Here is a 14817-nt window from a genome sequence, read left to right as displayed (position 1 = left end):
AAATTTGTCGTCCAAACACCTGTTTAATTAAATCAACTTTAAATAATAACTTTAGTAATAAGTGAAGAACTAAAAAAGAGGCTGCTACAATCACTATAAGGTGTATCAGGAAGAAAGTGATGGCGAATAGCCAGGTAAAAACTTTACCCAATACTACAGCTGAAACATAAAGACCTAGAATGAGTATAAGTAGTTTGATTGCAATCATCCAAATATTAGAAGATTGAGATGGGTGATAAGTATTCAAGGTCTAAACCCCCCTTCTAGAAAAAGATTATCATATTTCGACTTTTATGTCTAGGTTGCATGCTTGTTCTCTCTAATGTTCCTTAGCTCTCTTAAATCTTATGATTTTATAATACCCAATAAATTTAATCGTGCATATTATGAAACATACATGGAGGGGATAATATGTACGAAGTGGAATTAACAGTCTGGAGGAACTTAATGGAGGATGGTACTCAGTGTTTAGGTGAAGAACAATATGCAAAAGCGGAAAACTATTATTCCCAAGCGCTCATCCTGGCGGACCAATTGTCAGTTCCTGAGATTGTTGCCTTCACATTGCGACTCTTAGCGACGGCAAGAGTTCGTTTGGGCTTTTATGTACTAGCCGAAGAAGGGTTTCAATCTGCACTCCGTATTTGCCAAGAAATACAAAATGCCAAGGGGATCTCTGAAGCTTGGGCCGGTTTGGCCAGCGTTGCTGTTAAAAGGGGAAAGTTTCAGGCTGCTTGTCAAGACTATGAAAAGGCTATAGCGGTTTATCCAACGACTTCGCCGCCTTTGAGGCTTGGGATGCTGTACGCTGACCTTGGTCAAGTTTACGCTGCACTTGCCGATTGGCATAAAGCGAAGAAGGCTTATGAGCAGGCTCAAGAGATTTGTCGTGCTAATGGTTTTCTTAAAGGTGAAGGCGAATTAGATGTTTTGATTGGAGAATTATGTTTCCGCCAAAAGAAACGGGAGGAAGCAACTCAAAATTTAAAGCATGCTTGTTGGGTCTTTATTCAAATTCTCGACGTGGTTGCTTTAACGAACGCCCTTCAATATTTAGCGTTATTATATTTCGAACAAAATGAAATGCGCTCCGCTTTTGAATGCCAACAAAGAGCTGTTGCTCTATGCTTAAAATTTGATACGAAACAGATTTTTAGTGAAAGCTGTTTTTTCTTAAGTAAAATTGAACAATCCATAAATTTAGTGGAGGAGGCAAAATATTATCTGGATCTTTCTATCCGTTATTATCCGGAGCAAGACCTTGAGATGGCCCTTCGCTATCAAAATTTGGCCAATTTGCTCCATTTAACCATGGATTATTCGATGGCAGAACAATACTATTTGAAATCTTTAAGTCTCTTCGAAACTCTGGGAGAGCAATCACATATCGGAGAGGTTTGTGAATCACTGACACTTCTAAAAGAAACTCTGCAACAGGGAGAAGAGCATAGCGGTAAACTCGAGGCCCCTGATGCTAAGACAAAAATGCAAGGAGGTTTCCCCTTAGATGCAATGATTCGACTAGCAGAATTTTATGAAGGGAGGCGCAGCTACAGAGAAGCATTAGAATGTTATTGGAAGGCCTTGGAAATGGGACGTAATGCTGAAATCGCCACGGGCTGGATTGAAACTAGAGTTCAAAAAGTATCAAAGAAAATTCGACGCAGACGAACGATTTAATCCTTCCAAAATTTCCAAAAGAGCTTTATAATTTAAGCCAATTCAGCTAAAATAAAGATAGACACATTCTGGTATAGTGATATGGATAGGAGGGGAATCTATGCGTGAGGAAGATACAATGCTCCTTGAGTGTATTGAAGATGTTTATCATAGCTTTGAAAGAGCGTTAAAGAAAGTACAAAAAGTACGGTCTGTCCATGTGCGAAAATTTGAGCTTCTTCTTGAGGAGTTGCTTAGCGAGCGCAGGGCCTTTGAGGATATATCCATACCAGCACGATTGATCATTGAACAACTTTTGGAATTGCAATTTAAAGTTGGACAAGTCGCTTTAGAAGCAGAATATTTACGACAGCCCTTTTCTAGCGTAGAGTCTGTGAAAATTGAGGAGTTTGGTATAATTCGATTGAAGCTTGGGGAACTTGAGGTTCGATGGCGCGATGGGAACTATTCGTACTATCTTTACCCTGATAAAGTAGAGTTAAGGGCAAATGATGAAAAATCAGCGATTAAACTGTTTTTTTCTATCCCGTTCAACCAGCAAACCTTGGAAAGATTTCCGGAAATCTTGAGGTCGCCCAATGTTGTTTACGTACATCCTCAACTAGAACAATGGATTCGGAAGGTGCAATAATGATGCCAGCTATAGAAAAAGGATTAATTCAAATATACACTGGAAATGGCAAGGGAAAAACGACAGCTGCTTTTGGACTGGCAGTCCGAGCCGTGGGACACGGCTTTAACGTGTACATTATTCAGTTTATGAAAGGAAACGATGACTACGGAGAATTGCAAGGACTAAGCCGTCTATATCCTGAATGTCAACTGGAACACTTTGGCGGAAAGGGGTGGGTATACAAAGATACTCCCGGGGAAGAACATGTACAAGAAGCCCAAAGAGCTTTTAAGCGAGCCCAGGAAGTTGTTTCTTCAGGGGAGTGGGATATTGTTATTCTCGATGAGGTCATTAATGCTATCTGGTTTGACCTTTTAGCGGAACAGGACGTCTTCAACGTTTTAAATTCTAAACCTGATCATGTAGAGTTAGTATTGACCGGCCGTAATGCTTCAGAATCTTTAATTGCCAGGGCGGACCTGGTGACTGAAATGGTTCAAAAGAAGCATCCGTTTGACCAAGGAATAATGGCTCGCAAGGGGATTGAATATTAAAGTTGTCCGGGCATTGTAAATAAAGGAAACACTGAGTATACTAGAAAATAAGTGTCGGACAAAGTCGTCCATGCAAAACCGAATAGGGTTAGAGCATGGACGTTTATCGTTTGGGAAACTTGAAAGGAGAGATTCACTATGATCATGACTAATGATGATGTCCTTCGTGAAGCTCAGGAAAAAGGAGTCAAGTTTATTCGCTTACAATTTACGGATATCTTTGGAATTCTGAAAAATGTGGCCATTACCATAGAACAATTGGAGAAAGCGCTGGATGGTCAACTGATGTTTGATGGATCTTCGATTGAAGGGTTTGCACGGATTGAAGAATCTGATATGTATTTACGGCCGGATCCTAATACCTTTGTTGTATTTCCTTGGCGCCCTAAAGAAGGAGCAGTCGCTCGTCTTATCTGCGACGTCTATAATCCGGACGGAACTTCTTTCGGAGGCTGCCCGAGAAGCGCTTTAAAAAAGGCTTTAAAGGAGGCAGCAGATCTTGGTTATACCTTAAATGTAGGTCCGGAGTTGGAGTTTTTTCTTTTCCATACAGATCCGGAAGGGCGGCCGACAACGGTTACTCATGACAAGGCAGGATATTTTGACTTAACACCCGTCGATTTAGGAGAAAATGCTCGGCGGGATATGGTTCTGACCTTAGAACAGATGGGTTATGAAATTGAAGCTTCTCATCATGAAGTCGCCCCCGGACAACATGAAATTGACTTTAAGTATGCGGATGCTTTGGATATTGCTGACAAGATTGCGACCTTTCGCTTTGTAGTTCGTACAATAGCCCAACACCATGGCCTACATGCTACCTTTATGCCCAAACCCATTTTCGGTATCAATGGTTCGGGGATGCACAGTAATCAATCTTTATTCAAAGACGGAAAAAATGCTTTTTATGATCCTAATGATCCCCTTGAACTTTCCGAAATTGCCTATCAATATGTTGCCGGTCTAATGAAACATGCTCGTTCCTTTACCGCCATTACGAACCCGACTATTAACTCGTATAAGCGACTTGTTCCCGGTTATGAAGCCCCTTGCTACATAGCTTGGTCCGGGCGAAACAGAAGTCCTTTGATACGGATCCCGGCGAAAAGAGGGGCTTCGACGCGCATTGAATTAAGAAGTCCTGACCCTTCCTGCAACCCTTACTTAGCACTCGCTGTTCAATTAAAAGCCGGACTGGACGGAATTAAAAATAAACTTACTCCACCTCCGGCTGTTGATATGAATATTTTTGCCATGACTAATGAAGAACGCGCCAATCTGAATATTGGTTCCTTGCCAGGCAGTTTGAAAGAGGCTTTAGATGAATTAGCTCAAGCGCCGGTTATGCAAGACGCTTTAGGAAATCATATCTATCACCGTTTTTACGAAGCGAAGATGGAAGAATGGGACAGTTTTCGAGTAACAGTCTCACAATGGGAATTAGATCGATATTTAGCCTTATACTAAGAAATGATTGCATAAAAAGATCCGCACTTGCTGCGGATCTTTTTATGCAATCCGTAAAGTTTGCCTTCGGTTATACTTTCCTCTTAGTGCAGCTAACCTGCCGTCTTGAGAGAGGCCTTCTTAATTCAGAAATAAAATATTAATGTCATGAAAATGACTTAACGCATGAGCATATACTTTATTAAAAAAATCACAATGTAAAATTTAAAATATTCTAAATATTATCTGGAATTTACACTCTTCACTTGATAATATTAAGTAACATAGTGCGATTTAAGAAGGAGGATAATGATGTGTTTTCGATAAATAATGATTCGGTATCCCGCTCTTCCTTTCGAACTCAACGCAAGTTTAAAGTTGGGGACAGAGTTACAACAAGTAATCGCTGCCTAGGGACCGTTGTACGGATTGATCGTGATGAGATCGGAGAGTATGTAGTAGCGCGGTTAGATATTCTGCCAGGTGAGTTTGCTTATGATCCTTGGGATTTGGAGAAAATTAATTAATAGTTTATAATTGCCCGATGAATGGAGAACACCACTTTTTGGGTGTTCTTAATTTTTCTTTAGAAAAGAAGTTTAAAAGTATATGCCTTATCTAGGGCGACAAGGCATATACTTATATATATCCGTCACTGATTGATTGGAGAAGGGAGGGCAAATAATGGAAGTTATTAATTGGTTACGTGAATATCGAGAGATAGAGGCTTCATTGGAATGGAAGGGAACCTTTGCGGATTACTTGCAAATGGTTGTTAAAAATCCAAATTTAGCGATGCATGCGCATGCGCGAATATATGCGATGATCAAAGCCGCAGGTGTGGAAACAAAGGGTGATCTAAAGAAATATCATTTTTTTGACAAAGAACTCTTTGGGTTAGATAAGACATTGGAACGCCTGATTGAGGAATATTTTCATAGTGCTGCCAAACGTTTGGACGTACGGAAACGGATTTTATTGCTCATGGGCCCTGTAAGTGGTGGCAAGTCAACGATTGTAAGTTTATTGAAACGGGGCATTGAAGAATTCACGAGAACTGAAGAAGGTGCAGTTTATGCCATTGATGGCTGCCCTATGCACGAAGACCCTTTGCATTTGTTGCCCTTATCATTAAGATCTCAATTTGAAGAGAAGTATGGCATCCGAATTGAAGGAAATCTCTGTCCCGTTTGTCGCTTGCGTTTGGATGAAGAATTTAAGGGAGAAGTGGAACGTTTTCCTGTCAAGCGGATTCTCTTTTCAGAAGAACAGAGAGTGGGAATTGGCACTTTTACTCCTTCAGACCCCAAGTCGCAAGACATTGCTGACTTAACCGGCAGCATTGATTTTTCTTCGATTACAGAATATGGATCGGAATCCGATCCTCGAGCCTACCGTTTTGACGGAGAATTGAATAAAGCCAACAGGGGTTTAATGGAATTCCAGGAGATGCTGAAATCGGACGAGAAGTTTCTTTGGAATCTTTTGAGTTTATCCCAGGAAGGGAATTTCAAAGCCGGGAGGTTTGCCCTAATATCAGCTGATGAGCTGGTAGTTGCTCATACTAATGAGAATGAGTATCGAACGTTTGTCGCTAATAAGAAAAATGAAGCCTTACAATCGAGAATCATCGTTATGCAAATTCCTTATAACCTCCGAGTAAGTGATGAAATCAAAATATATGAAAAATTAATTAGCCAGAGCGATATTAAAAATGTTCACATTGCCCCCCATAGTCTCTGGGCCACCTCTGTCTTCGGAGTTCTTTCCCGACTGAAGCCATCGAAAAAACAAGGAATGGATCTCGTGAAAAAAATGAAAATCTATGATGGCGAAGATGTTGAGGGATTCAATCAAAAGGACATTAAGGAACTCATGCTGGAAGGAGAGGAACAAGGCGAAGGAATGAGCGGGGTGGATCCACGTTATGTCATTAATCGCATCTCAACGGCCCTGATTCGAGATGAACGTGCCTGCATCAATGCTTTGGACATTCTCAGAGCATTAAAGGATGGGTTATCCCAGCATACGTCAATTATGAAAGAGGAAAGAGAAAATCTCCTGAATTTAATCTCTGTAGCCCGACGTGAATATGACGAAATGGCTAAGAAAGAGGTTCAGAAAGCCTTCGTCTTTGCCTATGAGGAATCGGCAAAATCCCTACTCAACAATTATCTTGATAATGTAGAAGCCTTTTGTAATTCTACGAAATTGATGGATCCCATAACAGGTGAGGAATTACCTCCTGATGAGCAGTTAATGCGAAGCATTGAAGAGCAAATTGGTGTCACAGAAAATGCCAAGAAGACCTTCCGCGAAGAAATCTTAATTCGAATTTCCATGTACGCCCGTAAAGGAAAACCATTTAACTATGAATCTCATGAGCGTTTAAAAGAGGCCATCGAAAAGAAACTGTTTGCTGATCTAAAGGATATTGTAAAAATCACAACCTCAGTAGAACATCCTGATCAGGAACAGTTGAAGAGAATTAATAATGTCATGGATCGTCTTATCAATGAGCATGGATACTGTCCGATTTGTGCTAATCAAATTGTAAAATATGTCGGGGCCCTCCTTAACCGCTAGAAATAAACCAGAGGAGGGATAATATGGCTGAGGACATTATTGTAAACCATGATGACTGGGGTTTGCATCGTAAAGGGTATATGGATCAAAGGCGACACAAAGAAAAAGTTGAAGAAGTCATCAAACAACAACTTGGCGATTTAATTGTTGATGAAAGTATCATTTTATCTGATGGTAAAAAAAGCACAAAGATTCCTATGCGATCTCTAGAAGAATTTCGCTTTAAATATGATCTTAATAAAAAAAATCATACAGGTCAGGGAAATAAAAAAATGTCCCCAGGTGATATCCTGGGTCGCGAACTAGGCAAAGGAAAAGGTTCCTCGGGAAGCGGAGCTGGGGAAAATCCTGGGGAGGATATTTATGAAGCTGAAGTCACTTATGAAGATTTAGCCAATATCCTCTTTGCTGAATTAAAACTGCCAAATTTAGATGATAAGAAACGCCCGTTGATTGCTCATGATCGGCCTGAATTTAATGATGTCCGCAAAAAAGGGCTTATGGCCAATGTTGATAAAAAACGTACGCTGCTGGAAAGCATTAAAAGACAGGCCTTGCAAGAAAACAAGGATAAAGACCAACGACTTAAGATTACTCCTGAGGATTTGCGGTTTAAGACCTGGGAGACCCGGCCGAATTTCGAGACGAATGCCGTTATTTTAGCGATGATGGATACGTCAGGTTCCATGGGACAGTTTGAAAAGTATATTTCACGAACGTTCTTCTTTTGGATGGTCAGGTTTTTACGTCTAAAATATGAAAATGTGGAAATCCGATTTTTAGCTCATCACACGGAGGCCAAAGAAGTTACCGAGGAAGAATTCTTTACTCGGGGAGAAAGCGGCGGAACGCGTTGTTCTTCAGTATATAAATACGCGTTGGATTTAATTGAAAGCGACTATCCACCAGCGCATTTTAATATCTATCCGGTTCATTTTACGGACGGAGATAATATAGGGTCGGATAATTCTCGGGCTTTAACCCTGATGAAAAATCTCGTCGAGGTAAGTCAGGTGGTTGGATATGGCGAAATTCTGAGAACCCATTATTCCAGTACGTTGATGTCGACATTAAAACGTATTACTGATCCAAAGCTCAGATTAGTAACGATTCGTGATCGCAACGAAGTTTATGATGCTTTAAAGACCGTTTTTTCTTAGGCCTCGGAAGAGTTACCATAAGGGGGGAAGGCATGGATACAGAGATGGTTAGGTTAACGACCATAGCCCAGAACATCGCTCAGGTGGCACGAGGCATGGGACTTGATTTCTATCCGGTAAATTTTGAAATTGTTCCTGCCGAGGCCTTGTATACCTTCGGAGCCTACGGCATGCCGGTGCGTTTTGCTCACTGGAGTTTTGGTAAGGCATTTTATCGTATGAAAACTCAGTACGATTTGAACTTAAGTAGGATTTATGAGCTGGTAATTAATACAAATCCCGCCTATGCTTTCCTACTGGAGGGTAATCATTTAACCCAGAACAAGCTTGTAATAGGTCATGTTTATGCTCATGTAGACTTTTTTAAAAATAACCATTATTTTTCCCATACACCAAAAGACATGGTGGAAAGAATGGCTGCCCACGCGGAAAAAATTCGTGAATATGAATGTTTGTATGGCCGGGAAAAGGTGGAATCTACTTTAGATGCAGTTCTGGCGATCCAAGAACACGTTGACTTTCGCTCTCATATCGGGCCGGATTATAAAACAGACAAGACCCCAAAACATCCTCTGAAAAATAAGCAGACAGGAGGAGAAAATTCTTGCCAGGGGTCGAACTGCCAAGGTCAAGGCTGCTCGACAAAGGGAACTTGCGGAAGCTGCGGTAATTGTCAACAGACGAAAGCTACAACGAGAGAGCCTAATAAGGCTGCGGGGAAAAAATCGAGGAACTCTACTCCTTATGAAGATTTGTGGGAGGAATTATCTGACAAAGAACATGGGACACAGCCAAAACAGGATTATGAGGACCTTTTGTATTATCTCATTGAATTCTCTCCGGGTTTGGAAGAATGGCAAAGGGATATTGTAAGCATTGTCCGCGAAGAGTCACTCTACTTTTTCCCTCAAATCGAAACTAAAATTATCAACGAAGGATGGGCAACCTTTTGGCATGCCAAAATAATGCGCGAACTTGAGCTTACTGAGAATGAAGCTTTGGAATTTTCCTTGATGCATAGTCAAGTTGTTCAGCCTTCACGCATGGGGCTTAATCCTTATTATTTAGGAGTGAAACTATGGGAAAGCCTTGCTAAAAAGAAATCGCTGGAAGAACTCTTCGAACTGCGGGAGACGGAAAATGATCTTTCCTTTATTCGCAATCATCTGAGCAAAGAATTAGTGGAAGAACTAAATTTGTTTAATTTCCGCAAAGTAGGAGCCCACTGGCAAGTCACGGAAATTGATTGGGAGAAAGTACGGGACAATTTAGTTCAACAGCTTGTTAATGGAGGCAATCCGCGCATAGTCGTGCAAGAAGGAGATTATGAGGGCAAAGGGGGACTTTATCTCAAACATTGCCATGAAGGCGTGGATCTTGATATCGTTTATCTTGAAAAGACCCTTTCTTTAGTTCAGTTTCTTTGGGGAAAATCTGCAGCTCTGGAAACAGTTGTTGATGGAAAACCCCATATTTTCGAATTTAGTGATGGGCTTGTCAGCCGGCGGCAAAAAATCAAAACTGATAATAATTAGAACTGCAAAATGACAATTAACATCATACTCTGGCCAAAGCAGATGAAATCTTAGTCTGCTTTGGCCGATTTTTAGAAATGATTTCTAAGGAAACTGGTAAAGATTTCGAGTATATGATAAAATACCCACGGTGTGTTTATTTAATAGTAAAGGAGGGAGATATAATTTGGAAGCGATTATAACTCAACTGGGACAGTTCGTCATACATATCATTTCTTCCTTTGGCTATTTAGGAGTGTTTTTGGCAATGGCGATTGAAAGCGCCTGTATACCTTTGCCAAGCGAAATTATTCTTCCTTTCACTGGATATATGGTTTTTAGCGGTCATTTTGGCTTTTGGCAAGCGACTATTGCCGCTACTCTGGGAAATCTTTTTGGAGCCTTAGCTGCCTATTATGTTGGTGTATGGGGTGGCCGTCCCTTTTTAAAACGGTATGGCAAATACTTCTTCATTAATGCTAAAGAATTAGCCTGGACCGAGAGAATTTTTGAACGCAACGGTGAAATTACAGTCTTTATTGGTCGTGTATTGCCTATTGTTCGGACATTCATTTCCTTACCGGCGGGAATTGCACGTATGAATCCCTTAAAAATGGCGACCTATACGACAATTGGAGCGTTTCTTTGGTGTACGTTATTGATATATATTGGCCAAAAATTAGGCCAAAATTGGAACGCCCTTAAGCCCTATTTTCATCGTGCTGATGTCGTCGTGGGAGGGGCAATCGTCGTTATCCTTATTATGCTGGTTTGGAAACACCTAAAAAAACGGTAAGCTTTATATACTTGCTGCAGGCTATTGATCAATACTTAAGAATTAAGATAATCTGGAGAAGGAGCTAGGCATGCACGAATTAGAACACTATGTAATGAGCATAATTTTTCATTATCGTTATGCCGGCTTGTTTATCATGCTTATGGGTGGTATGATTGGCATCCCCGTTCCTGACGAGTTTTTAATGACCTTCAGTGGTTTTCAAACGATCTTAGGCCGAATGAACTTTGCCAAGACGCTTTTGGTTGCAGCTTTCGGCAGCTTTATGGGAATGAATTTAAGCTATTGGATTGGCCGAAGGTTAGGAATTCCTTTTCTACAAAAAGTTGGACCTTTTCTGCATTTTAACGACAAAAAGATTAAAAGCGCTGAACATTGGTTTCAGCGCTTTGGTGATCGTTTAATTGTTATTGGATACTTCTTCCCGGGATTTCGGCATTTTACTGCATATTTCTCAGGTATGAGCAAACTGCATTACGGTCGCTATGCTTTGTTAGCTGCAACCGGGGCCTTTCTTTGGGCGTTTACCTTTATTACTCTGGGCCGAATTTTAGGCGCGCATTGGGAGAAGATTACCTTCATCTTGCATCGTTATCTTGTTAGAGGGGGAATCGTTCTTGCCCTGATAGTCTTCTTAATCTATCTCTATAGTATTAAACGAGGAAAAGCGAGTTTAGAGGATTGATTGCGGCGGCTTTAAATCTTCTTCTGATTGACAGTGAGGACATAAACCGAAAAAACGCAGCCAATGATTTTGAATGCGATAACCGCTTTGAGCCTCAATAGATTGAGCAAGATGCTTTATGGGACAGTCACTTAACTCTTTACTTTGGCCGCATTTGGTACAAATAAGCTGATGGCCATGTTGTTCGGCGGCGTTTTTCAAACAATATCGTTCTCCGCCGCTTCCGAATTCCTCCTTTTCCAGCAAACCGATACTGTTCAACATTTCCAAAACACGATAAATAGAAACGACTGCAATATGTTTGTTGTTCTCTTCTAGAATGTGGTGAATGTCATAGGCTCCCAGATAATCGGAATTGTGACAAAGAACTTCAACAATGTGCTTCCGAGCTGAAGTAAGGCGATATCCTTGTTGCTGGATATATTCAAGAATTTCTCCATAGTTCATAACGTTATCTCCTATTTCGGGCGGTTAAGGCCGCTTGTTTTTTTTACTGTCGGAAAGTATAACCTATGGTTACATAGTTTTCTCATAGTTTCTTTGTAGTTTCTTTGAGCCCAAAGCTTCGCCTAAGCGGTTGGCGTTCCCTTGAAAAAATAAGACTAAGAAGGAAAACTACAGCAGCAGTTATAGCAATACTTGCACCCGAGGCAACATTGAAGTAGTAAGAAATATATAGGCCAATTACGGCACTGGCTAGACCAAAGAAAATAGCAAGCAGGAGGAGGCTTTTTAAGGAACGAGTCCATTGTTGAGCTGAGGCAGCAGGAATGATTAAGAGAGCAGTAACTAAAATAATCCCTACTGTCTGTGAGGCAACGACGACGGTAATTGCGATCATAATGAGCATTGAATAATGAAGGAATCCTCGCGATAAGCCTGCTACTTCTGCCATTTCGGGATCAAAGGCATAGAAGACAAATTCCTTCAAGAAAAGAATAATAATTAAAAGGATAAGAATGGATGCCCCTAATATTATTCTCAAGTCAAAAGGGGTAATAGCCAAGACAGAACCAAAGAGATATCCTGTAAGATCCGTTGTGTAAAATTTCATACTGCTTATTAAAGCAATTCCTAAAGCCATTGAGGTTGAGAAAATAATACCGATGGCTGTATCTAACGTGACTTTAGCTTTTTCATGGACAAATCCGATGAGCAGCGCCAGGCCAATCGTATAAAAATTGGCAGTGAGGTAGAGATCCCAATTCAGAAGGTAACCTATGGCCAAGCCCGCAAGAGAGCCGTGAGCTAATCCTTCGCCAATAAATGCTAAGCGGAGTAAGACAACAAAACTTCCGATAACGGCACATAATATACCAATTGCCACAGTTCCAATAAAAGCGTTTTGCATAAAAGCATAATGAAGGGGGTCTAAGAGCAAGTGCATGAAATAGAATCCTCCTTACTCGAAAGACGAGAATCCTCATCGACGAGATGATGGGGCCAAGGAAGTCCCGAAAACGTTTGGGTTAATATCGCGGGTGTGAGGACTTTCTCAGGTGGCCCGAAGGCAATAACTTGCTCGTTTAAGCATAAAATTCGGCCAAAGTGGTGAAAATCCAAAGCTAAGAGATCATGGGTGGTAGTTATGGTCGTTATTCCATCCTCGTGAAGTTGTTCGAGCAGCTCGTAAATACTTTGCTGGGTCGGAATATCCAGACCTGTTGCAGGTTCATCCAATAACAAAAGTTTTGATTCTTGGGCCAGAGCACGGGCTATGAATACTCGTTGTTGTTGTCCTCCTGAGAGCTGACCGATTGGACGATCAGCAATGTCCAACATTTTAACGCGTTTGAGCGATTCCTGAACAACTTGATGGTCTTCTTTTCTGGGAAAGTGTAAAGGTCCGAGACGTCCGACACGGCCTAACATGACCACTTCATAGACGGAAATAGGAAATTCTTTGTTGATAGATTTGAGCTGAGGTACATAGCCGATTTGGTGCCGGCGGCGCCAGGAGCGCCGGGGTTGTTCGCCAAAGACGCGGACTGTTCCCTGATACGGTTTGTTGAGGCCTACAATACTGCGGATGAGAGACGTTTTTCCAGATCCGTTAGGCCCAATGATTCCGATACAGGATCCTTTAGGAATGCGCAGATGAATATCCTTAAGGACCTGCCGGTCGCCGTACTTGAGACTAAAATGATCAAATTCTATGACAAAACTATCAGACATGGTTTTAGTCCTACTCTCTATGTTATTTTAAAGCAGAAACGATGACAGTGGTATTCGTTTTCATCATCGCAATATAGGAATTAGAGTCCGGTGTATCGCCTAATGTATCATCGTGAAGATTGTCGATAAATTTTACACCGGTTTCCGAGGCCAACTGCTGCGCTAACTTCGGATTAAAACCTGCTTCGCTGAATACGGCATGAATCTTTTGTTCATGGATAAGTTGGATCAAATCAGCGTACTCTTTAGCCGAAGGTTCGGCTTCACCGGTATGAAGCAAAGGCTGAACGAAAGTTAAACCGTATTGTTTGGCATAATAACTCCAGGCATCGTGCAAGACGACCATCTTTCGTGATTCTGGCGGAAGGCTGGAAATTTGGGAGCGAATCCATTGATCAAGCTCTGTCAATTTTGTAAGATACGCAGCAGCGTTTTGATTAAAATACTGCTTATCTTCCGGATAAGTCTGAGATAGTTGATCACGAATTGTTTCAACGTAATGTTTGGCATTTTGCACATCAAGCCAGAGATGAGGATTGCCTTCTCCACCCTGATCTTTGCCTAATATGGTTAGACCATCTGACAGTACAACTGTACGGAGGTTGGGATTGGCGGCATTGGAAATCACTTTATTTAAATACACTTCTTCACCGACACCATTAGCGAAGAAAATGCTGGAAGCAGCAACTTGACGCACGTCTGATGGTTTAGGCTCGAATTCATGAGGATCGCTCCCGGCAGGCACTAAATTAATCACTTTAACTTTGTCGCCAGCCACTTGCTTGATAAGATCCGCAATGGGAGAGATACTAGTAACTACGGTTTTGGGCTGGACCGAAACCGCAGGAGCCTGTGTACTGCAGCCACTGACTAGTAGAAAGGAAACAAGTACAATAGCCCAAAAAACGTAAATGGGTTTGTGAGACATAGGACACACTCCTTAATGTAATATTGTTTCAATAAGGAGTTTAATATAAGATCTTAGAAATGTCAATTATTATCGATCTCTTAAGGTTATTTCTTTGAGGATTAGGCTAAAATTAACTCAAGTGGTATAATTTAAAGGATAAACTTAAAGGAGGCTGCACTTGTGGCAAATGAAAGTACGACTAAAAATCCAATTGTGACAATTGAAATGGAAAACGGTAATACTATTAAGATTGAACTTTATCCGGAAATAGCACCGGAAACGGTCAAGAACTTTATAACTCTTACAGAGCAAGGATTTTACGATGGCCTTATTTTCCATAGAGTTATTCCCGGTTTTATGATTCAAGGCGGAGACCCCAATGGTACAGGTATGGGCGGAAGTAAACAGACAATTCGAGGGGAGTTTACGGCCAATGGCTTTAGGAATGATCTAAAGCATGAACGTGGTGTTATATCCATGGCTCGAACTGCTAATCCTAATTCAGCAAGTTCTCAGTTCTTTATTGTGGTTAAACCCTCAAGTCACTTAGACGGACAATATGCTTCGTTTGGAAAGGTTATTGAGGGCATGGAGGAAGTTGACCGAATTGTAAATGTGCCGAGAGACCGTGCCGATAAACCTCTTGAAGACCAACGGATGAAGAAAGTGACCAATAACGCGGAATAGGAGGGCTATGC

Annotated in this window: 15 protein-coding genes; 11 read left to right on the top strand and 4 right to left on the bottom strand. The window is 41.2% G+C overall.

Annotated elements, in window-relative coordinates:
- The first annotated feature begins 411 nt into the window (after window positions 1–411).
- The 10 genes from B5771_RS02060 (at window position 412) to B5771_RS02015 (ending at window position 11034) form a co-directional block, all read left to right on the top strand.
- A complete protein-coding gene (locus B5771_RS02060; RefSeq protein WP_088186024.1) occupies window positions 412–1680 on the top strand; it encodes a tetratricopeptide repeat protein in 1269 nt (422 codons plus the stop codon).
- 100 nt (window positions 1681–1780) lie between these two features.
- Window positions 1781–2311, top strand: coding sequence for a hypothetical protein (locus tag B5771_RS02055; protein WP_047808236.1), 531 nt, complete (start codon window positions 1781–1783; stop codon window positions 2309–2311).
- 2 nt (window positions 2312–2313) lie between these two features.
- A complete protein-coding gene (gene cobO, locus B5771_RS02050) occupies window positions 2314–2847 on the top strand; it encodes a cob(I)yrinic acid a,c-diamide adenosyltransferase (RefSeq protein ID WP_242966701.1) in 534 nt (177 codons plus the stop codon).
- A 138-nt stretch (window positions 2848–2985) separates the two neighbouring features.
- Window positions 2986–4314 (top strand): type I glutamate--ammonia ligase, encoded by a 1329-nt coding sequence (gene glnA, locus B5771_RS02045; RefSeq protein WP_088186022.1) that lies wholly within the window; start codon window positions 2986–2988, stop codon window positions 4312–4314.
- A gap of 302 nt (window positions 4315–4616) precedes the next feature.
- The gene (locus B5771_RS02040; protein WP_242847054.1) at window positions 4617–4820 is read left to right on the top strand and encodes a hypothetical protein; all 204 of its coding nucleotides are present in this window, start codon (window positions 4617–4619) and stop codon (window positions 4818–4820) included.
- A gap of 157 nt (window positions 4821–4977) precedes the next feature.
- Entirely contained in the window at window positions 4978–6879 is a 1902-nt protein-coding gene (locus B5771_RS02035) for a PrkA family serine protein kinase (protein ID WP_088186021.1), read from the top strand.
- A gap of 23 nt (window positions 6880–6902) precedes the next feature.
- Window positions 6903–8039 (top strand): sporulation protein YhbH, encoded by a 1137-nt coding sequence (gene yhbH, locus B5771_RS02030; protein WP_088186020.1) that lies wholly within the window; start codon window positions 6903–6905, stop codon window positions 8037–8039.
- Between the two features lie 32 nt (window positions 8040–8071).
- Window positions 8072–9574 carry a SpoVR family protein gene (locus B5771_RS02025; protein ID WP_088186019.1) on the top strand — a complete coding sequence of 501 codons (1503 nt, stop codon included), beginning with the start codon at window positions 8072–8074 and terminating at the stop codon, window positions 9572–9574.
- A gap of 166 nt (window positions 9575–9740) precedes the next feature.
- Complete coding sequence (locus B5771_RS02020; RefSeq protein ID WP_088186018.1) at window positions 9741–10349, top strand: DedA family protein; 609 nt, start codon at window positions 9741–9743, stop codon at window positions 10347–10349.
- A 70-nt stretch (window positions 10350–10419) separates the two neighbouring features.
- Entirely contained in the window at window positions 10420–11034 is a 615-nt protein-coding gene (locus B5771_RS02015; RefSeq protein WP_088186017.1) for a DedA family protein, read from the top strand.
- Here the strand turns inward: B5771_RS02015 and B5771_RS02010 are convergent.
- The 4 genes from B5771_RS02010 to B5771_RS01995 form a co-directional block, all read right to left on the bottom strand.
- Window positions 11023–11481 (bottom strand): Fur family transcriptional regulator, encoded by a 459-nt coding sequence (locus B5771_RS02010; protein ID WP_088186016.1) that lies wholly within the window; start codon window positions 11479–11481, stop codon window positions 11023–11025. The two genes, B5771_RS02015 and B5771_RS02010, sit on opposite strands and share 12 nt — an antisense overlap.
- Window positions 11482–11563: 82 nt before the next feature.
- Entirely contained in the window at window positions 11564–12421 is an 858-nt protein-coding gene (locus tag B5771_RS02005; protein ID WP_088186015.1) for a metal ABC transporter permease, read from the bottom strand.
- Entirely contained in the window at window positions 12406–13209 is an 804-nt protein-coding gene (locus B5771_RS02000) for a metal ABC transporter ATP-binding protein (protein ID WP_088186014.1), read from the bottom strand. Before B5771_RS02000 ends, B5771_RS02005 begins: the two co-directional genes overlap by 16 nt.
- Window positions 13210–13231: 22 nt before the next feature.
- Window positions 13232–14137 carry a metal ABC transporter substrate-binding protein gene (locus B5771_RS01995; protein WP_047808226.1) on the bottom strand — a complete coding sequence of 302 codons (906 nt, stop codon included), beginning with the start codon at window positions 14135–14137 and terminating at the stop codon, window positions 13232–13234.
- A 207-nt stretch (window positions 14138–14344) separates the two neighbouring features.
- On the opposite strand from B5771_RS01995, the gene B5771_RS01990 reads away from it, so the two are divergent.
- Window positions 14345–14806 (top strand): peptidylprolyl isomerase, encoded by a 462-nt coding sequence (locus B5771_RS01990; RefSeq protein WP_088186045.1) that lies wholly within the window; start codon window positions 14345–14347, stop codon window positions 14804–14806.
- Window positions 14807–14817 lie beyond the last annotated feature (11 nt).

It is taken from the genome of Desulfosporosinus sp. FKA (assembly GCF_002196785.1).
GTDB classification, from domain to species: Bacteria; Bacillota; Desulfitobacteriia; order Desulfitobacteriales; family Desulfitobacteriaceae; genus Desulfosporosinus; species Desulfosporosinus acididurans.
This window is presented reverse-complemented; position numbering and strand designations above follow the sequence as displayed.